Genomic DNA, 21660 nt, shown 5'->3' with positions numbered 1-21660 from the left:
ATTTGTTTTAAATTTTACCCAATAGAATAAGAATACCGATAATAATAAAAGCGATAGCTGCTCCCACTTTAATAAAATTAAGAGGCACAAATTTCGTTATAACTGAACCTACAGCAACACCAATAACCGTAACCAGAGCAAACGCAAGCATAGTACCAATAAAAACAAGCACAGGTTTATTTGTCTTACTGGTCATAAGGATAGAAGCAAGCTGTGTCTTATCCCCCAGCTCAGCTAAAAATATGGTAATAAAGGTGCTTGCAATAATCTTCCAATCCATATCAGTATATCTCCTTTATATTATATTGCTTTATTTTTACATTTGAATCTAAAAATTAAAATAAAACTCTTATCAGAATGCTGCTGCTAAAGAATCAACTTCAATGTCGTTAAATTTTCAAAATAAAAAGACCTCCTGCACTTTCTTAAGTGCAGAAGGTCTTCGGTAAAGAATTATTTCATAAGAACGCTTAGTGATGTTCTTCTTCTACGATAAACTCTACAGCATCCTCATAGGACTGCCTTCGGTAACCGAATAATGATACAACGGTTCCCGCAGCAAGTCCCGTAATCCACGCAATAATAAAGGTAATAATCACAGCCTTTATCTGTAACCCGGGAATTACGTTTTTAGCAATGAAGATAGCAGCCAATCCCCCCAACACACCAGGCATACCGTGAAGATTATGAACGCCGCAGGTATCAATACCTTTTATGATCCTTTGCACACGTGGCTGAATAAGCGCAAAACCAATCACACTTAAAATGCCGGCAATAAAACCTAATATCAGAGATGATTTGGGAGTAGTATGAGCACAAGAAGAACCGATAGCCACGCCACCGGCAAGAGCTGCATTAGCCATATCTTCAATAGCGATCTTTTTTCTGATCATTGTGCTTGCAATATAGGTAGATACGGTTGCGCCACACAATGAAAGGATTGTGTTCACTGCAGCAAGAGGCATCTTCGATATTTCGGCAGGCGCAGCACAAAAAGACGGCCAGAATATCCAGAGGACCATACTCCCTAACATCGAAAATTGATTACTGATTTTATCAGATTCAATTTTCTTGTTGAAATCTTCTCTGGTAGTCATCCTTACAATTACACCTAACCCGAAATAAGCACCAAATTGGTGAATAACAATCGAACCGCCCGTATCAATCAACAACCCCTTTGGTATAAGCCCCATACCATTGTCTAACATAATCCATTCATTCAACATATAGGATGGAACAAACATGAATGCCATAATCATATATTGAGACATCTTTAACCTACCCAGGAAAGCGCCAGTGGCAATCAATATACTCGCCGCACAGAACTCAGCAAGGATAAGCCGGTCCATTTTCAATTCAGCTGGTTCTCCAAAAATTCCTTGTGTCTTCAAAAACATATAGTAAGGAATTACGATGCTTACCGCAATGTAAGTGGCTGTAACAGCGCCATAACCATATCTCTTAACAAAAACCATTAAAAAACCGAAACCAACCATTAACATCGCCATAACATGTATAGCTTTACCATATTTTGTTAATTCAAGAAAATCCTCAAGAACTGAAGCCATTCCTTCACCACCTGCACCGATTTTGAAAAAATCAAAATCGGCATCGACGGTAGTATTTAATTGAGCATTAAAACCAACAAGCCCAACCTTGGGGTGCTCTAATTTTGCACCTGATACAACATCCACTGTAGTCCAGGAGTTTCCATCGCCACTAAATGAACCAGTAACATTTTCTCCTGATTTTGTTAATTTCAGGTATAGTGTGGTTAATGTTGTTGGCACAGATTTACTACCGGACATCCTTGATAGTTCTCTGCTCATTTCCACATTGTCAACATCATCCATCTGGCGGGTGAGCATAACATAGTTGTCATCGCTCTCATACATAATCACTCCAGCCTGCTGGAATTTTTGTTTTGGATTATAGGTAACCTTGGTAACGACCTCAAAATCGCCAAGAGGCGCTCCTCTTAGAAGCTTTATTTTATTGTTCACATTAATTTGCCACAGGTTTTCTGACTTGGTAGTAATCCTTAGATACCCGGGATGAACCAATAAATTCCAATCACTTTGATTTTCACGAATTATAAGCCACGAAGGATCCAGCGCCTGACTCTCAAATTCATCCTCATATAACTCGGCTGCACAGCTTGCTTTCTGTATTCCTAACAAAGGGATGCAGAAAAGAATTATACATACAACACTATATAACTTAAAAATAGCTCTTATTGCCATCCGGTTGCCCTCCTTTCCAAATTAATTATAAAATTCCAATACAATGCTTACACACTCTCAAAATAGGTATTTTCAGACTTGAACATAATTTTAATTTAGAGAATTATTAAATCTCTTATTCATGAAAATGGATGATTTCCGCCAGCTAATTGTAACTATTTTTACCCTTGCATACATAACATTTATAGAAATTGCCTTTCTAATTATATATATTCCGCTCATATATAAATAATAATTTAAACTGCAGTTTCAGTCACTTTATCTTGATATTCCCGGAGATATATATATTTCATTTGATAATAAATATCAAGCGAAAACTATTACAATAAAGCTATATTTCCCTTCCCAAGATATAGAATAAAGAATTTAAAGATATTTAGCAGAGCGAAATATATGCCAGAAAGAGCCTGGTTGGGTTGACTATTGTATTAAATCGGTCAAGAATACATTAATGGTAGGTATGGAAGTTATGAGGGCAGTATATCCAAATTTATTGGTAAAAAACTCCCATTTTCATAAATAGGGCTGGGTGGTATTCAGAGTAATATGATACCGCACTATTGACTTTATCCGTATTCATCTGTGGTTAATTTTATGGATAAAACCTGACGGCATAGAGTTTACTTTCCTAGCAATTGTGATTTTTTAAACTCATAATCCTCTTCAGATATGAGACCTTGCTCTTTTAATTCATTTAGCTCCGATAGTTTTTCGTTTTGAATTTCGTCTTGAATAGGAGAAATATCATGAGGAGTATCTTTTTGTGTACTGGTAAGTTCCTTAAGCTTGTATTCGTAGTCGTCTTTTGTTATAAGTCCTTCATGGTAGAGATCATTAAGTTCTTTAACTTTTTCCTCATTGCTAGTATTTTTGGATGGTATTGATATCTTCTTTTCCTCATCTACGCTGACAATTTCTTTTCTTTTATTCTTGTAATCTTCTTCTGTAATGAGTCCTTCTTCATACAATTCTTTAAGCTCTTTGATCTTTTCGTCTCTACTAACACTTTCTTCTGGTTTTGAGATTGTTTTCTCTTCATTTGCAGCAATTTCATTTCTCTTATGCTCGTAATCACCCTCTGTAATCAAACCCTCCTGCATCATCTCATCCAATGTTTGTAATTTATCCTCAGAGGACTCCCCTGGCTCATCTTCTTCATGCATGATTGGTTCGTTCTGCGTTGGCTCATTTTCATTTGATAAATCCGGGTCATTCTTTGTATAGGGATCTTCATCAGAAAAATCATCCTGTGGGATTACCTGATCTTCCGCATTTTCTGAAATAAGCTCATCGTCCTCCAACGGTATTTGATTTCTTGCAGAGCCTTTGAGTTGTGGCAGCTCACCGATATCCTTACCTTTCACAATTGCATCTTTCTTTTCCTCGTATTCCTCCTCAGAAAGAGTCCCCTCTTCTTTCAGTTTAAGTAACTGTGTAAGTTTTTCATGCAAGTCCTTAATATTTACAATGGGTTCTTCTGCAAGTGTGGCGTCTTGTGATCTCTTTTTCTCTTCCGATACAGGGTGTTGTAAAGGAGGAACTGATTTATCACTATCCATGTCCCATTCTTCATGTACTGGTTTATGTAAATTATTTTCTGCCAGATTTTCAGATGTAACTTTAGCTGGTTGAATTTCTTCCTCGTTTGGCTCATTTACAGAAGATATCTTATCTTCTTCAACAACTCTCTCTGGTTTTTTTGCAACGATTCTTTTTTCTGTCTTTGCGCCCCTATCAGCTTTTTTCTTTCTTTTAATCTTTTTCTCATCCCTTCCATCAAATGGGGGAGAAAAAATAGATACAGCTACAAATAATTCATCACCGGTATTAAGAAATTTATGAACAGTTTTACTGGGAATTTGTAAGATAGAGCCTGGTTTTATGAGATATCGGGAACCATCGAGTGTGGCAATACCACTTCCTTTTTTTACATAGATAACCTCATCGTGTCGCTTATGATAATGAGGATACAACTCCCCGTTCTTACGGACTTGAATAAGGTGCATGCTCGAATTTTTATTTTCACCCACACTGGTAATTTTTATCTCTTCGTCTTCTTCGAGCGGATTTTTATCGGCAATCTCTTCTATATTTTTAACAGTGACTGCATAGACTTCAGGAAATTTTGTAGGATGCTTTAAAGATTCTACAAAATTAGCGGGATAATACTTTACCGTTGTACACCCAGTGATAGATAATGCTACGGGAATAAGGGCGGTTAGAAAGAGGGTTTTTTTATCACTCATTATTTATTTAGTCTTATAGTTAGTGACCCTTTTCAAGACCCTTCTTTGAAGGGTCTAAATAAGGAGCATCACTTTATTTGCTGGAGTACTACATACATTAATAGGTTTGTAATTAGGAAGATTTTTAAAATATCAATTTAACACAAACAATTAAAACAAAATGGAGAAACTATTTCAAGTACGTATTTAAAATGCTTCCATCTTTACCGAAATTCCTATGCGAGTATAAATAGAGCTTGAAAGTTCATTGATTTCTTGTATTATTCAATGAAGAGACTCTTACTGCCAGCAATCGACCTACGTGGCAATTTTATTTAGTTATCCGGCTTTTAAACACCCTGATATTGCCTTCCAGGCATCTTATAGATATTCCTAGAATATTTTATAGCAAAATTAGGATAATAATATGGAACAGCATTTAGAAGATTTACAGGAAAGATTTGTTAAAACTGCAAATAAGATTCAGATTGGCAATGAATACTATATCAGAGCGTCTGCCGTTGCAGTAAACCTCGAAAAGTTGGTTTTAAAGAAGAATGAGACATTTCTGGTTTGTGATAATAGAACAGATCTTCCGGGACGTGTCTCAGGGGAGATGGGTTTTTATTTTGAAGGAACTCGCTTTTTAAACGAGCTTGACGTCCGAATAGCCGGAGAATATCCGATTTTACTTAAGTCTTTTGCCAACGAAGACCTCATGGCAGATCTTACCAATTCCGATATCTGCCAGGATGGAGTAGTCCTTATTCCCAGAGACTCTATCATTATAAACCGAAAAGTCTCTGTAGAAAATGCACTCCTTGTGTCAGAGTTTACTCTAAAAAATTTCCATATTGCGCCTATCCGCTTCTCAATAGAGGTATCATTCGGAGGAGACTTTATGGATATCTTTGAGGTTCGTGGAGCAATGCGCCCATCCAGAGGTAAGCTCTTTCCACCAGAATGGCAAGATGGGGAGCTCTTTTTGAGTTACCAGGGTTTGGACAATATCGACCGGACGACTTCTATCACTTTGGACCCAAAGCCTGATGAGATTGAGGGAAGAGAGGTAAGATACTGGATTGAATTGAATCCCAGAGAAGAGAAGAAAATACGTCTTACCGTAAAAGCAAAAGCGGAAGAAGAAAAAAAATCTTTTGTACTGCTCATGCCGTCTTTTAAAAATACAACACACAATAATTTTGATCAATGGGTACAATCTGGCTGCTCCATTACATCGAGCAACGAGCTTTTTAATAAATGGATTAACCGTTCATTGCGGGATATTTATATATTGAATACTCATACACCATGGGGACTCATGCCCTATGCAGGTATTCCATGGTACGTAGCCCCGTTTGGACGGGACAGTTGTATTACTGCTCTGGAACTCCTTCCGTTCAGACCCGAGCTGGCAGAAGGCACCTTAAACTTCCTGGCTCATTATCAGGGAAAAACCTTTAATACCTTTAAAGATGAACAACCGGGAAAAATACTCCATGAACTGCGAAGGGGAGAAATGGCAAATTTACAGGAAATCCCTTTTGTCCCTTATTACGGCACTATTGATGCTTCTCCTTTGTTTCTTATTTTACTCTATCAATATGCCACATGGTCAGGAAATTTATCCAAGGTTAAAAAATGGTGGCCAAAGGCACTAAAGACCTTAGATTGGATAGATCAATATGGAGATATCGACGGAGATGGATATTTAGAATACTATAAAGAATCCCCGAAGGGTTTAATAAACCAGGGGTGGAAGGATTCATGGGACTCTGTCTTTCACAAAAATGGAGGGCTTGCTCAGGCGCCTATAGCCTTAGCGGAGGTGCAGGGTTACACTTACATGGCTAAATTGGGAATGTCTTCTCTTGCTGAACTGTTTTCTGACTTTGACTTAGCAAAAAGACTTCAAAACGAAGCAAAGAAATTGAAAGAAAAATTCCACAATGACTTCTGGATGGAGGAAGAAAAATTTTTTGGCATTGCTACAGATAAAAAGAAAGAACTTTGCCGGATCATTTCTTCAAATCCAGGCCATTGCTTATGGGCCGGCCTTATCGATAGCAAAATAGCGGAACAGGTTGCACAAAGGCTTTTCCGTGACGATATGTTCAGCGGTTGGGGAATCAGAACTGTGGCTGAGAAAGAGGCCCGATTTAATCCTATGAGCTATCATAACGGTTCTGTTTGGCCTCATGATAATGCATTGATTCTTTCCGGCTTAAAGAAATATGGTTTGAACAGCTATGTAGACAAACTCGCAACAGCTTTATCTGATGTTTCTACATTCTTTTCAGATTGCAGACTCCCTGAACTCTTTTGCGGCTTCAGAAGAACATCCACTCACGGCCCTACCCCCTATCCCACATCTTGTTCTCCGCAAGCCTGGTCCACCGGTGTTGTTTTTGAGGTATTAAAGGCTTTTATTGGTCTCGAAGGGGATGCCATAAATAACAGGGTTTATTTTATTCGTCCTCAACTGCCGGAGTGGTTAAACTGGATTGAGATAACTAATCTGAAGATTAGCGGCAAATATCTTGATTTTTATGTAATCCGTGGACCATATACGACTACCATAGAAATCCAGAGGAAAAGTGAAGATCTGGAGGTAGTTATTAAAGGATAACCCTTTATTGCTGTACCTCAAAATCAAATAAAGGATGCTACAAGGCTTTTTGCCGTTCATCATTCGAGTTCAAAACTTTGAGATTAAGATGGGTTTCGCATCGTTCTAACCAATATACATTTCTTTCCTACTCGCCCTATGAGAATGCATTGTCCTCTATTTATACGCTTGTTTTTCAAAAGTAATCCCTTTCTGTATTTCCTGATTATTTTGGCCTTATTCCTGATACCTGCTTTTCCTCCTAAAGAATCACACAGGGTAAATCTTTGAGGTGTCTTCATAGATTTGGCATGATCCTTGCATTCTTACCATATTGCTAACTTACGTAATTTAAGCAGTCAGCAAAGAATGATGATAGACAGTTATTAACTACGTGATATAGCTTTTTGTAAGACATAAGAATGAAATACAGAACATCCCTATGCAAATTTATCTTTCTATAAAAATAGTTTCCAGATTTCAAATTTATTTACAGAAGGATAAAAGGGCTATTTTTAATATTAATTTATATACGGTAAACAATCGATATTCATGTTTATTAAGTAGCTTTTAAGCTAATTGTACTGCGGGGAAACAGACCTTTTACTCTTCCACAAATTCAGGTCGGTATGATAAACCGTTCATTCTTCTAGATTACAAAAGCATATCTCATTCCTTTTTCTCTTGAAAGAATACATAGCGTTAGTAAGAGAAATAATCTTACTATTACTCCGGTTAAGTATACCCACGGAGTATTTTTGCTCTTCAAAATAATCTAAAAACTGAAAGAGTAAGTATAACTAAGAAAGAATTTCCTTGATTCAGCAGGTAATTCGAAAGGAGATCGATTTATGAGAATTGCCCAAGTTGCTCCATTAATAGAGCGGGTCCCACCGGAAATGTACGGTGGAACTGAAAGGGTTGTTTATTATCTTACAGAAGAGTTGGTTAAGAGGGGACATGAGGTAACCCTGTTTGCCAGCGGAGATTCCATTACATCCGCTAAATTGATTCCAATGCATGGGAAGGCTTTACGGTTTGATCCGGATATTGAGAATTGCTATCCTTATCATATGCTCGAATTAGGAATGGTGTATGATAAAGCCAGAGAATTTGATTTGATCCATTCTCACATGGACTTTATGACATTCCCCTTCACTACCCTGGTTTCTACACCTACCATCCATACCCTCCATGGGCGGCTTGATATTCATGATATTCAAAAGATTTACAAACATTACCGGAATTGTAATTTTATTTCTATCAGCAATGCACAGAGGAAATTTATTCCTGATTTGAATTGGATAGACACTATCTATCATGGGTATCCTCTTGAGAAATTCCCTTTCAACCAGAAACCTGAGGATTATTTAGTTTTTGTAGGAAGAATATCTCCGGAGAAAGGCCCTATTGAGGCAATTCAAGTCGCGAAAAGAGTACAGATGAAATTAATTATTGTCGCAAAAGTAGATTCTGTTGACAGAGATTATTACGAAGAAAAGGTTAAACCGCTCATAACTCCTCCGCTTATTGAATATATTGGAGAAAAGACAGAAGAGGAACGCAACGAGGTTATGAAAAAGGCAAAGGCCCTTATCTTTCCCCTTGATTGGCCTGAACCTTTTGGGTTAGTCATTATTGAATCATTAGCATGCGGAACTCCTGTAATTACGAGAAATCGGGGCTCAATTCCAGAGCTTATGATTCATGGGAAAACTGGCTTTATTTGTGAAACCTGGGAAGAAATGGCCGATGCTGTTCAAAATCTCAAGGATATTGACAGGAGGGCATGCAGACGGCATATAGAGGATAATTTCTCTATTTCTCATATGGTAAGCAGGTATGAGAAAGCTTATGAGCAAATAACGAGTAATAATCGGCCCAAAATCTTGCCCTTGCGGCTTGGCCGAGGATCAGTAAAGTCTCAGGTAACCTCATAAAATTTAATTTCACACTTTACTCTTATTTCATCAGGCAACGTGACATGTCACAGTTTCGTGACGGCACACTTTTGTGATATGTCACGATCTTCCCGTTTCTATTTTCAGGTTTCTCCTTTTTTCTCCTGACATACTATTATTTTTTGTTATGAAAAATATAATTAGGATAATTTTTTCTCTCATGGTACATTTTTTGATACACAATCTTAAGATTAAAGTTGAAACGATTCTTACAATTAAAATTATTTACATCCTGGTTTTCATTCAAAATTATTTTATCTGATAGCAATTTTAAGTAGGAGATAAGGCATTATAATAATGGGAAAATACATTGCTTGCCGGGTAATGCAAGTATCGGTTTAGATAGTTCAGATTTTCTCCCTTCTTGTATAGTTAGTTGTCCGCATTATTACAACGCTGTGCTTCCTATCTTTTTGTAAAAGTCTTAAACATCTCCTTTATCAATAGTAAGAAACTTTCTTTCGCATAATGATTACCTGTGGGATTTAAGATACATAGATTGAGAAAGATTCTTGCCGGTTAGAGAAATATATTTCCAGGAGGCTCAATATGAAAACATCCTTCATAGAAACAGAACCTACAATAACATCAGGCGTGACAGACTCTTTTTGGGTTTCAAACACATCTCCCATGGTGTTTTCTCCACTCTCAAGAGATATTACCGTTGATGTTGCTATCATTGGCGGGGGTATTGCAGGAATGTCTGTCGCATATTTTTTATCCCGACAAGGAAAGAAGGTTGCCGTAATTGATGATGGTGTGATTGGCAGCGGTGAATCAGGACGTACTACTGCACATCTTACCTATGCCCTTGATGAACGCTATTATGAGCTTGAAAATCTCCATGGAAGAGATGGAGCGAAGCTTATTGCTGAAAGCCATAATGCCGCAATAGATCATATTGAGTCTATTGTAAGAAAAGAAAATATTTCATGCGATTTTGAAAGGGTAGACGGCTATTTGTTCCGCTCCGGAGAGGATTCTGAGGAAGAACCCTTGAATAAAGAGCTTGATACCTTAAGCCGTATTGGCAGGAAGGAAGTTAGACTTGTAAAGGAATCGCCAGCACCATTTCATACAGGAATATGCCTTCACTTTCCCCTTCAGGGACAATTCCATCCCTTAAAATATCTTTCCGGCCTTGCTCAGGCAATTATACAAAGAGGGGGGAAAATCTTTACCGGGACTCATGCAAAAGATTTCAATGCATCAGGTATAACCACCGATACCAATTATACGATAAACGCACATGATATTGTCGTAACTACTAACACACCGGTGAATGATCGTCTCCAAATGCATACAAAGCAAGCGCCGTATCGGACATATGTAATTGGCGCCAGAATACCGAAAGATTCTGTGACAAAAGCACTTTACTGGGATACCGGCAAAAATATGGGAGGAGTTGCAAACCCTTACCATTATGTGAGGATACAGCCAGTAGATGAAACGAATGATCTCTTGATTGTCGGTGGAGAAGACCATAAGGTAGGACAAGCATACAATAATGCGTACGAGAAAATTGAACAATGGACTAAAGAGCGGTTCCCAATGATAAAGAACATTCCTTACCGGTGGTCCGGACATATCATTGAGCCAATGGACAGTACCGGCTTTATTGGCCGCAATCCTCTGGATAAAACTGTTTACATTGCAACGGGTTTTTCTGGCAATGGTATGACACATGGCACTATCGCCGGCATACTCATTAGTGATCTTATTCTTGAAAAGAAAAATCCATGGGCAGACATCTATGATCCGGCCCGTAAATCATTTTTTGCTGTGAAAGAATACTTTGAAGAAAACCTTAATGTTGTGAAACAATACACGGAATGGTTAAAAAAAGGCGATATATCGTCTACCGATGAACTTGCATCCGGACAGGGTGCGGTAATGCGAAAGAAACTATCTAAAGTAGCTGTTTATCGGGATGAGCAGGGAATAGTACACGAGTTCTCCGCAGTTTGCCCACATCTGGGTTGTATTATACGGTGGAATCCGAAAGAAAAGACGTTTGATTGTCCTTGTCATGGCTCACGATTTACCAATTACGGTAAGGTTATTACCGGTCCTTCAAATCGTGACCTTAATAAACTCGTATAAACGTGCATTGATTGGATATTCTCTCTATGGTTCGTCTTGGTAAATCACTCCCAAAAAAGATTGCTGTTTTTCGCGCGCTTCAGTTAGGAGATTTATTATGCGCTGTACCTGCCTTCCGGGCATTAAGAAGAGCTCTTCCAAATTCAAAAATTACCCTGATTGGTCTTCCATGGGCAAAGTCTTTTGTGGACCGTTTCCCCAATTACTTTGATGATTTTTTAGAGTTTCCCGGTTATCCTGGTTTATCCGAGATCGTTCCTCAAGTAAAAAGGATTCCAGCTTTTTTCATGACCGCGCAGGAAAGGCGCTTCGACTTAGCCATTCAGATGCATGGGAGTGGTATCTTTGCAAATCCGATTACCGTCCTGCTTGGTGCAAACGTAAATGCCGGATTTTTTCTTTACCGGGAGTATTGTCCTGATACAGACCGTTTCATGCCCTATCCTACCGGTGAACATGAAATTTGGCGATATTTGCGATTGATAGAGTTTCTTGGAATTCCACTCCAGGGAGATCATTTGGAATTTCCCTTATTTCAGAAAGACGAAAGAGATTTTTCATCACTGGATGAGACTGCACACTTACAAGCTCATGAGTATATTTGTATCCATCCCGGTGCACGCCTACCTTCAAGACGATGGCTTATTGAGCGGTTTGCCGGAGTAGCAGATGCATTGGCAACAAGCGGATTGAAGATAGTATTAACGGGATCTGCGGATGAAATTCAACTGAACGAGACCGTAGGGGCAAACATGAAAGCGCCTTTTATAAATTTAGCAGGACAGACGAACCTTGGTGCACTCGCAATCCTTTTGAAAAAAGCGCGGTTACTTATTTGCAATGATACCGGAGTTTCTCATATTGCTGCAGCGCTCCGTGTACCAAGTATTGTTATTGTGGCAGGCTCCGATCCTTCACGATGGGCGCCGCTTGATTATCAACGTCATCGAATCGTATATCATCACATTGATTGCAGACCTTGTTTTGTATCAACCTGCCCCGTTGGATATCCATGTGCAAATGGGGTGAGCGCCGAAACGGTTATTTCTCAGGCAAAAAAATTACTTCAGCAGAATCTCCATGTAAAAAAAGAAGGAGTGTTGAATGCGCCCGTTACGGATATTAATTTGGCATGTACACGGTAGTTATCTTTATTATTTAACCCAGGCATTTCATCATACGTTTTATCTTCCTTCAAAACCTGACCGTTCTCAAGGTTATGTCGGGCGCTGGGGGCACATACCCTGGTCAGATAATGTTCATGATATCCCCGTGGAGAATATTCACTCACTCGATCTGGATTGTATTGTTTTCCAATCTCCAGAACACTATTTCCAGGATCAATATGAGATTCTCTCGGAAGAACAGAGGAAGCTTCCACAAATTTATTTGGAACACGATCCACCCCGGGAACACCCCACAGATACCTCACATCCTATCGACAACCCGAATATTCTTTTAGTCCATGTTACTTCTTTTAATAATTTAATGTGGAACAACAACCGAACCCCAACGTGCGTGATCGAGCATGGAGTAATCATTCCGGAGAATATATCCTATAGAGGAGAAATTGAACGCGGTTTGGTCGTGGTTAATCATTTACAAAAACGAGGCCGCCGATTGGGTCACGATATATTTAAGAGTGTTCGGAAAAAGATTCCCTTAGATTTAGTTGGCATGGAAGCAGAGAAAGTGCCTGGCGGATTAGGAGAAGTACGCCATGATTTATTGCCAGCTTTTGAATCCCGTTACCGGTTTTTTTTTCATCCGATTCGTTATACGAGTTTCGGCTTGGCAGTATGTGAGGCCATGATGATTGGTATGCCAATCGTTGGATTAGCTACAACAGAAATGGCTGCCGTTATCAAGAATGATGTTTCTGGTTATATCGATACGAATATTCATACCTTGATTGATCGAATGAAAGAGCTATTACATGATCCTTCAAAAGCACGTCATCTCGGGAAAATGGCCCGTCAATATGCAGAAGAACATTTTAATATCCATCGATTTATTCATGATTGGGATAAGGCTTTTCAACGAGTTACCGGATTTTCTTCCCGGTAATTACTCAATGTTGATTTAATTTTTGGAAATCGGGAAATAGAAATTTTATGATAAATACCGTGAAACGCATTGCTATTATTAGTGAACATGCCTCTCCCATTGCCTTATTCGGCGGTGTGGATAGTGGCGGACAAAATGTTTATGTTGGACAACTCGCAAAAAATCTTGCATTGCTCGGCTATGAAGTTGATGTCTTTACACGTCGCGATAATAATCGCTTTCCCAAAATCTTTCCCTGGATAAAAGGAGTACGGATTATTCACGTCCCGGCCGGCCCTTCCGAGTTCATACCAAAAGAGGATTTATTTCCTTACATGACTCAATTTACTGAGTACACAGCCCGGTTTTTAAAAAATAATAAAAAATATGATATCATTCATGCAAATTTTTGGATGTCTGGTTTTGTAGCTATGAATCTGAAGCGTTCCCTGGGAATTCCTTTTGTCATTACATTCCATGCGCTGGGTCATGTTCGTCGCCTGCATCAGCGCGAAGCAGACAAATTTCCTGAGATTCGCTCTATGATTGAGGATAGTATTATGAAAGAGGCTGATCACATTATTGCTGAATGCCCGCAAGACAAAGAGGATATGATTCATTTTTATACTCATGCAAAACCAGAAAAAATTACCATTATTCCTTGTGGTTTTGACCCTTCTGAACTTTGGCCTATGAAAAAAAATTCCGCGCGTACCGCTCTTTGGTTTAAATCTGATGAAAAATTGATCCTTCATCTCGGCCGTATGGTCCCCCGGAAAGGAGTTGACAACGTTATTTATGGTTTTGCGCTATGTATAAAAAATTATCATATTAATGCCCGGCTTATTATCGGCGGAGGTGAAACTTCAATCCCTGAATTATTTATTCTGTCTCCGGAAATCTCCCGCCTCCAACGTATCGCATCTGAAGAAGGGATTTCAGATAAAATTTATTTTACCGGCCAGTTGAGCCGGAGTGAACTTAAATATTATTACAGCGCTGCAGATATGTTTGTGACAACACCCTGGTATGAGCCATTTGGAATTACACCGATTGAAGCAATGGCATGTGGTACTACGGTTATCGGTTCCAATGTTGGGGGAATTAAATATACGGTGGTAGATGGAGAAACAGGCTTTTTAGTTTCTACTCATTGTCCGAAAGAACTTTCTGAGCGCATGGCCTATTTATACAAACGTCCTGCAGTAAGAAATATATTCCAAAAACAGGCAATCAAACGTGCGAATGATTTTTTTACCTGGGAAAGGGTCGTTGCTGATATTGCAACTCTTTATAAAAAAGTCTTACATACCCGTTCTGTGAGATTGGAAGAAGAAGTTTTTTCCCTGGGAGACCGAAAACTTTTCCTTTGACATACATCCGTATTGATCCATTCAAAAGATATTCACAAAAAGAAAACAGGCTAAAGAACAAAGGTAGTTTTCATGAAAATAAAAAGTAAAGAAGGGTCAGACCCATCGTTAGCCGTAAAAATTAGCGAAAGTCTTCACTATTGCTGGATAGAAGGAATTACTACATCCATCACGATGGGGATTTTAGATTATTATCTCGTTCCGTATGCCCTTTTTTTAGGGGCTACTACCCAGCAGGTAGGTTTTCTTGCTGCAACTCCTCCCCTGTTTTCCTCCATTGCCCTCCTATTTGCAGTAAAGGCTGTTCATCTGGCAGGCAATAGCCGGTTACGATTATTACTTTCCGGAATAGGAATTCAATGTATCATTTTAATGCTCATCTCGACACTCTCTTTGTTTCATCTCGCAGGAAGACCGGTAATTCTTATCTCTTTAATTTCTATTTTTGGGGTATTGGGCACGATCATTGGACCCGCATGGGGAAGCCTTGTAAGCGATTATCTTCCACCAAATCAGCGTGGACTTTATTTTGGAGACAGGTCGCGCGCAATTGGAGTTGCGGGAGTTTTAGGCCTATGCCTGTGGGGCGCTGTGCTTGCCCTCATGAAGAAAATATCTATCTCAACAGGATTTTTTCTTGTTTTCCTGGGGGCAACGCTTTTTCGTTTTGTATCCCTTTACTATATGTCCAAAATGATTGATTTGCCGCTTCATAAATCAACAGAGAGCGATTTCACTTTTACAAAATTTCTTTTCCGTTTCAAAGAAAGTAATTTTGTAAAATTCATCTTTTACGTTGCGAGTATTAGTTTTTCTGTACAACTTGCAACCCCCTATTTTAATATTTACCTGCTCCGGGAACTTCATTTTAATTACCTCACCTACATGATGATACATCTTGGTAGTGTAATAGCCGGTCTTATTGCATTTCCTATTTGGGGAAGGCATGCAGATCTTGTAGGTAATGCGAGAATTTTAAAAATTACCAGTTTTATCATTCCTGTAGTTCCTGTCTTATGGCTTTTTTCTGCAAATCCATTTTATTTAGGTGTTGTTAATGCACTTGCTGGTTTTGTATGGAGTGGCTTTAATTTATGCACAACAAATTTTATCTATGATGCAGTAAGCGCTCAAAAGCGGTTGAGGTGTCTGGGATACTTCAATTTAATTAATGGAGGCGCCATTTTTGCCGGGGCTTCACTGGGTGGTTTCCTGGCTGAACGGGTTTCACCTCTTTGGGGTTCCCGGTTATTAACAATATTTTTGATTTCTGCGATTCTTCGTTTCCTTGCGGATTTTTTTCTCTCAAGGCATTTTACTGAAGTTCGTGCATCTACAAAAAAGGTATCCAGTACCGAACTTTTCTTTAGTGTCGTTGGTGTAAGACCATTGGAAGGAATAAATACCGAATTCGAAATCTTTCCCTCATTCCGGCAACTCGTGAAACTGCGAAAAAAATCAAAAAAAACAAAGAAAACACGGAAAACGATGAAAAAGCAGAAACAATCTCATTGATTGGCACTTAAAAATTGCGGTTGGACACAGATGAACACGGATAAACACGGATTTTTTAGCAGGAGAGAAGCATGATTAATTACCTATTGGATGAGGTAAAATATCTCCATCATTATTTTTATCTGTACTTATCTGTGTCCCATTGAAGAATTTAGATAACATAAATTATGAGACATGCAATAAGCAGGGAAAAGGATTACGGCTATCTTTTGTGCCGTAATCCATTCCCTTTTGAATCAATAAAACTTAATAAACTTTACGGTATGGTATTTGTGCAGGTGTTAACAACTGTCCAGGTATAGGAAGTTCCATTTTTCGTTAGATTACCAATATGCCAGTATCTATTCGTTCCGCAGCTTACGGGCGGACTGTACAACGTTCCAATGGAGGTTGCACCGTTATAGATCTGGGCAGACATTTGCGAGCCAGTCCATGATGGACTAAAGTATGTCGAATAAGGATACTTATCGACAAATACCTTATAAACTCCGTTCGATGCCGAGTTCCCAATGACAATCGTTTCCAGAGGCTCCAAATCCTCAAAAGAATCACGAGGCCATCCAACAAACGGTGAAGTCATGAAATCGCCCGGGTTACCCCAATAGACATACGATCCATTTGGCAATCTCACCCAAAGATCAAATTCCCAACCGTTGCAGCCATCGATACAACCCGTAGTATCCACTATAGGCTGCACGGTCGACCAGTCAATGGTAATGGTAGCATTCCCGGTTGTCCTTGATTTGGGGAGGGCATCTGTGTATGGTCCTGCTACCGAAGCAATAGTAATATTGTTCCTTACCGCTGCATTTACATATCCGGCCTTATCTCCTCTCAGTATTCTGCTCGTGCCTGTTCCAAGCCCTGTCATCTCATAGGAACCACCACTGTTCGTTAAATCAAGCGCCAGCGGTGTAACTCCTGAGAATAATCTGGCATTTGCGGGAGCAAGAGGCGAACTAGGCGCCTTGCCGGTAACCGGGTCAAGTATCCTTCCCACGATAGCTCTCTCAGTAGTACCGAGTAACGCCTGACGCACATCGACCCTTCGGGTTCTAACGGGAAAACCCTTGCCTATCAATTTTCCGTTTGTTACAAGCCGCGCAACTAAGCCATCCCGCGTAAGGGCTGGCAACTGTCCCCACACAAGGGCGGCTGCCCCGGCCACTACCGGTGATGCCATAGAAGTACCTGACATAGGCGCATATCCTGCCGCAGGAGTCGTCGATAATATTTCCCATCCAGGCGCCGCAATATTATATTGGCCTGGGGTCGCAGATGGGCTGAAGTTTGAAAACCATGCCCTGGCATCGTTCTCTTCCGTAGCCATAACCCGAAGGGCAGTATTCACATCACCTCCAGGATATGAAGGGGTGGTAGTGTTAGAATTACCGGCAGCCGCTACAAGCACCTTTCCTGCATTTTTGATAGCAAGCACCTCAGCAGCAACGAGCGCGCTGGCAGGACCTCCAAGGCTCATATTTATCACTTTTGTAGGAGGTGTTGTAACCGCTGTTCTTGCGTATTTCATACCTTCTGCAACATCGAAAAAGGTACCAGATCCGCTGGCTGAAAGAACCTTCACGGCTAATATTTTAGAATTCGGACTTACTCCTTCTCCATACTGACCGTTACCTGCCTTTGCTGCAATAATCCCCGCAACATGAGTACCATGCCCATTATCATCGTAAGGGTCGAAATTATTTGCAACACAGTTTTTCCCTAAATAGACCTTACCGGAAAGATCAGGATGGGTGTAATCCACACCGGTATCAATTACTGCAACTGTTGGCGGTGTAGCAGAGAGCGCCCCAAGCGCAGCTGTCTTTCTTATTACGGTAAGATGCCACTGGTATCCGGTTCCCGCATCGGCAGATACGGATTGAGCATTCATATCGCCAGGGGTAGAATTTTTATTCTGTAACCCTTTATTCTTCTGCCCTCTTATATCAGGAAGAAGCGGCTTGGGCGGAATACTCATAAAACCGTTTCTTTCAACAAACGATACATTGGGAAGTTTAATAAGAGAATGAGCAGCATCCTTTACTGCTTCTTCGGATGAAAACTGCAGCAGAACAGCAGTATTCCCCATTTTCTTTACCAGTTTGCCCCCTGATGCATTAGCTACCTTGAAAATAGCAAGCGTACTCATGCCTTCTTTGATCCCAACGATCAACTGACCTGCAACATAATCTTTCCCGGCAACCAGCCCAGGCTCAAAACCGTATCCGAGTTTTTTATTCTGTGTTTCATCTGCCATTGCACCTATCGAATTGGACAATACCATAGATAGGACAAACATAACGGACAAAAAAACCTTTCCTCTCATACAACCCCTCCTTTTCTCTATTGTTTTCATGATAAACATCATTACAACCACAGAACTCTATTCGCTTATACGTATGTTATTCTTCTCTTACCTCCTTTCTTGCCTCTAACTCATACATAAGCCCTTCTGCCTTGCTACGCACTAATTCATCACTATCATGGAGAACTACTCTTGCTGCTTCAAGGGCAAATTCTTCGCCTTTGGATGTCATTGCCTCTATTGCCATTATCCTTATTTCAGGATCAGGATGGGTTAATCTCGCCCTTAAAATAGGTAATCCATCCTGAGCAGACAAATGAGATAGCTGGCTGAATGCCATATGCCGTATATCAGTATTATCATCTTCCGTTGCATCTTTTAATATCTCCATTGCATCTGAGCCAAATAATTCACCTGAACCAAACAGCTCTCCCAGTAACGAAATAGCTGTTTTGCGAATATCAGTGTTTGTACTTCGGCTATCGTTGAGAAGTAAACCGGCAACGCTTCTATAGCCCCTTTCATGAAGTTGTTTATATGCAATCTCTCTGATTAAGGGGTCTGAATCTCTCGTTGCTGAGTAAAGAATATCCTCTATATACGGATGATTTATTTCTAAGAGTTCTTGAATCTTTACAAGACGCATGTTGAGGTCGAGACCTTGAAGATTATTATAGAAAAACTCACCTTCCGTTTTCTCATCCTCCTGAAAAACGACAGACTCTAAGGATGAAACAGGCCGGCGTCCTATGATCAGCAGGCGGGGTAATATTTCACCATGAGAAGCCGCTTTCATAAAAATAGCGTAATTTACATGGGCCAGAAGTTTTTTTAAGCTCTCATGGAGGGTAAGTCCGGAAAAGCAGATACTCACTGGCTCTTGAAGACGCTCTGAACCATGAATCTCTATTCGTGTCTGGCAAGAGATCTGGTAAAGTATGTCTGAGAGCGGAGCCTTCTCTGCGATTACACTAAGACGCTGCTCTTTCCATGCAACTTTCAATGGTATAACCCCTTGCTGAGCTTGTGCTGAATACGGGTAAAAAAATAAGCTAATGTAAAGTAACAGGAGGAATATCGTAAAAGGTATTTTATGACTCTCTATATGCATCAAATTCTATGTAAAGCTTTTCTCTGGTTTCAGGACTTTTAAATATTTGTAATCGTTAGCAAGGTGAAGTTTGGTAGTCATTCGGAGCGGAGTGAAGAATCTCCCGCCCGTGAAAAAGCGATACTCTTCGTTCCACGGATGATAAAGATGGATGCGATCTTTTTGCAACTATCAGGAAAATAAAAAACCTTACTTCTGAAAACATTTTCTGAAGTAAGGCTATATTTCCTCATGTTAAATTTGTAAGACATTTTCGGTAGCAAGGCCATCTTATTTCTATCGTGCCAGTTATGAACGAGAGTGTCTGTTACGTATACTGACACTGTTCACGAACACTGTCCACTGTTACAAGATCCTTTACTTTGCGTCCCCTGATCACTCAGGGTTTGCCTTTGTCACAATGTTTTCTCTACTTTAAGCAGCTGCTTTATAACATGTACAATATTTTATGTCAATTAAAATTTTTAATTCTGATGTTAAACCTTTACAACGAAAAAGAGAAAAGTTCCTGTCCTGACAAATGATAAGACAATGACTAAAATTTATTGAATCGTAAAATATTGTCTGCTATAATCAGATATTAAATTTCTCGTAATTGTAGTATGACCAATGAGTATTCGGTCATTATTCTCTCAGAATAATGAGATAATAACCCTAATAGTATCTTGAACAAAATGAAGATTCTTGCAGAAGTTAAGGTCATGCCCCTGTGCATGACCTTTTTTATGGGAAAAATTACATTGCAACGAGGAACAAATTTCGTATATAACTATCCATAATGCATAGGAAGAATACAATGTCATCGCCATTTACAGAAGAACAGATAAAGCGTTACTCACGTCACATTATCCTCCCTGAAGTTGGAGGAAAGGGCCAGTTGAAACTTTTAAAGGCGAAGGTATTTCTCGTAGGCGCGGGGGGTCTTGGCTCTCCGGCTGCATTTTATCTTGCTGCTGCAGGAGTCGGAAAGATCGGTATCGCAGATAGTGACTGTGTAGACCATTCAAATTTGCAGCGGCAAATTTTACATGCTACCAAAGATGTCGGCCGTTCAAAAGCTATCTCTGCCAAAGAAACCCTTGAGGCGCTAAATCCCGACATAGAGGTAATCCCTTATACAGATCGTTTGAATTCAGAAAATATCCTTGATATTATCAAAGATTACGATGTAATTCTCGATGGCGCCGATAACTTCCCTACAAGATATCTTGTGAATGATGCCTGCGTTTTTCTTAAAAAACCGCTTTCCCACGGTTCTATCTTCCGGTTTGAGGGGCAGGTTACAACAATCATACCTTTTGATGGGCCTTGCTATCGCTGTTTATATGAAATGCCCCCTCCCCCCGGATTGGTACCCTCCTGTCAGGAGGCTGGGGTATTAGGCGTGCTGCCAGGAGTAATAGGTTCTATTCAGGCTACAGAAGTTGTGAAATTAATTCTTGGCAAAGGGCAGATTTTAAAGGGAAAATTGCTTATGTATGATTCATTAAATATGGAATTTAAAAAGGTCAAGATACACAGGAATCCTAACTGTCCGGTATGCAGCGATAAAGCTACCATCAAAGAGCTTATTGATTATGAAGAATTCTGCCAGACTCATGGTTAAATAAGACCGGCAGGAGAATGTATCTATCATGTATAAGTTTTATTTACAATTCGATAGTAATCCCTCAAACTCACCTGTGGGTATAAACTGTCGGGAGAAATTTCAGAGGAGGAAACCATATGGCTATAAAACGATATATACGAGTAACAGGCTTGCTTGTAGGTATGATCTTATTCTTAAATACTATCATGGGCATCCTTATCTTTAAAAAGCTCCATGCAGACAAAGAGGATACAAAAACAGAAGTAAAAAATATAACACCTAAACAGGCAAAGGAATTGATAGATCATGAAAAGGATATATTTATATTAGATGTGCGAACTGAGGAAGAATATGATAAGGTACACTTAAAAAGCGCTAATCTTATTCCTATTCAGGAACTTGAGCAAAATATCGAAAGAATACCAAAAGATAAGCAAGTAATTGTTCATTGTGCCGCCGGAGTACGTAGTGCAAAGGCATGTAAGCTATTAAAAGATAAAGGATTAAAAGAATTGTACAACATGGAAGGAGGCATTAACAAGTGGCAGGAGGAAGGCTATCCTGTAGAAAAGCATTAAT

General features: G+C 39.6%; 14 protein-coding genes and 1 riboswitch. Of the genes, 9 read left to right on the top strand and 5 right to left on the bottom strand.

Annotation, left to right across the window (positions count from 1 at the left end):
* Positions 1 to 7: 7 nt before the first annotated feature.
* The 3 genes from FBQ94_RS07500 to FBQ94_RS07490 all read right to left on the bottom strand — a co-directional run bounded on the left by FBQ94_RS07500 (position 8) and on the right by FBQ94_RS07490 (position 4489).
* Positions 8 to 280, bottom strand: coding sequence for a TMEM165/GDT1 family protein (locus tag FBQ94_RS07500; RefSeq protein ID WP_007222854.1), 273 nt, complete (start codon positions 278 to 280; stop codon positions 8 to 10).
* 190 nt (positions 281 to 470) lie between these two features.
* Positions 471 to 2243, bottom strand: coding sequence for a beta-xylosidase family glycoside hydrolase (locus FBQ94_RS07495; protein WP_007222855.1), 1773 nt, complete (start codon positions 2241 to 2243; stop codon positions 471 to 473).
* A gap of 620 nt (positions 2244 to 2863) precedes the next feature.
* Complete coding sequence (locus FBQ94_RS07490; protein ID WP_007222856.1) at positions 2864 to 4489, bottom strand: cupin domain-containing protein; 1626 nt, start codon at positions 4487 to 4489, stop codon at positions 2864 to 2866.
* Positions 4490 to 4895: 406 nt separating this feature from the next.
* On the opposite strand from FBQ94_RS07490, the gene FBQ94_RS07485 reads away from it, so the two are divergent.
* The 7 genes from FBQ94_RS07485 (at position 4896) to FBQ94_RS07455 (ending at position 16074) form a co-directional block, all read left to right on the top strand.
* Positions 4896 to 7097, top strand: coding sequence for an amylo-alpha-1,6-glucosidase (locus FBQ94_RS07485; protein WP_007222857.1), 2202 nt, complete (start codon positions 4896 to 4898; stop codon positions 7095 to 7097).
* Positions 7098 to 7927: 830 nt separating this feature from the next.
* Positions 7928 to 9016, top strand: coding sequence for a glycosyltransferase family 4 protein (locus FBQ94_RS07480; protein ID WP_007222859.1), 1089 nt, complete (start codon positions 7928 to 7930; stop codon positions 9014 to 9016).
* A 570-nt stretch (positions 9017 to 9586) separates the two neighbouring features.
* Positions 9587 to 11140 carry an FAD-dependent oxidoreductase gene (locus FBQ94_RS07475; RefSeq protein WP_051006225.1) on the top strand — a complete coding sequence of 518 codons (1554 nt, stop codon included), beginning with the start codon at positions 9587 to 9589 and terminating at the stop codon, positions 11138 to 11140.
* 26 nt (positions 11141 to 11166) lie between these two features.
* On the top strand, positions 11167 to 12285 hold the full coding sequence (locus FBQ94_RS07470) for a glycosyltransferase family 9 protein (protein WP_007222861.1): 1119 nt from the start codon (positions 11167 to 11169) through the stop codon (positions 12283 to 12285).
* Complete coding sequence (locus tag FBQ94_RS07465) at positions 12245 to 13207, top strand: glycosyltransferase (protein ID WP_007222862.1); 963 nt, start codon at positions 12245 to 12247, stop codon at positions 13205 to 13207. Before FBQ94_RS07470 ends, FBQ94_RS07465 begins: the two co-directional genes overlap by 41 nt.
* 47 nt (positions 13208 to 13254) lie before the next feature.
* Positions 13255 to 14559 (top strand): glycosyltransferase, encoded by a 1305-nt coding sequence (locus tag FBQ94_RS07460; RefSeq protein ID WP_007222863.1) that lies wholly within the window; start codon positions 13255 to 13257, stop codon positions 14557 to 14559.
* 72 nt (positions 14560 to 14631) lie between these two features.
* Entirely contained in the window at positions 14632 to 16074 is a 1443-nt protein-coding gene (locus tag FBQ94_RS07455; RefSeq protein ID WP_007222864.1) for an MFS transporter, read from the top strand.
* Between the two features lie 256 nt (positions 16075 to 16330).
* Here FBQ94_RS07455 and FBQ94_RS07450 read toward each other — a convergent pair whose 3' ends face one another.
* Together FBQ94_RS07450 and FBQ94_RS07445 are read right to left on the bottom strand one after the other, a co-directional pair.
* Positions 16331 to 18403, bottom strand: a complete 2073-nt coding sequence (locus FBQ94_RS07450) for a S8 family serine peptidase (RefSeq protein WP_007222865.1) — start codon at positions 18401 to 18403, stop codon at positions 16331 to 16333.
* Positions 18404 to 18479: 76 nt separating this feature from the next.
* The gene (locus FBQ94_RS07445) at positions 18480 to 19385 is read right to left on the bottom strand and encodes a HEAT repeat domain-containing protein (RefSeq protein ID WP_285442076.1); all 906 of its coding nucleotides are present in this window, start codon (positions 19383 to 19385) and stop codon (positions 18480 to 18482) included.
* A 360-nt stretch (positions 19386 to 19745) separates the two neighbouring features.
* Positions 19746 to 19894, bottom strand: a riboswitch (cyclic di-GMP riboswitch).
* 395 nt (positions 19895 to 20289) lie between these two features.
* Here FBQ94_RS07445 and moeB point away from each other — a divergent pair.
* Both moeB and FBQ94_RS07435 read left to right on the top strand, forming a co-directional pair.
* Positions 20290 to 21099 (top strand): molybdopterin-synthase adenylyltransferase MoeB, encoded by an 810-nt coding sequence (moeB, locus tag FBQ94_RS07440; protein ID WP_007222867.1) that lies wholly within the window; start codon positions 20290 to 20292, stop codon positions 21097 to 21099.
* A 119-nt stretch (positions 21100 to 21218) separates the two neighbouring features.
* Positions 21219 to 21659 carry a rhodanese-like domain-containing protein gene (locus FBQ94_RS07435; protein WP_007222868.1) on the top strand — a complete coding sequence of 147 codons (441 nt, stop codon included), beginning with the start codon at positions 21219 to 21221 and terminating at the stop codon, positions 21657 to 21659.
* The last annotated feature ends 1 nt before the right edge of the window (position 21660 follow it).

It is taken from the genome of Candidatus Jettenia sp. AMX1, assembly GCF_030263775.1.
Taxonomy (GTDB): domain Bacteria; phylum Planctomycetota; class Brocadiia; order Brocadiales; family Brocadiaceae; genus Jettenia; species Jettenia caeni.
The sequence above is the reverse complement of the archived record's forward strand: the minus strand, read 5'-3'. Positions and strand labels throughout refer to the sequence as shown.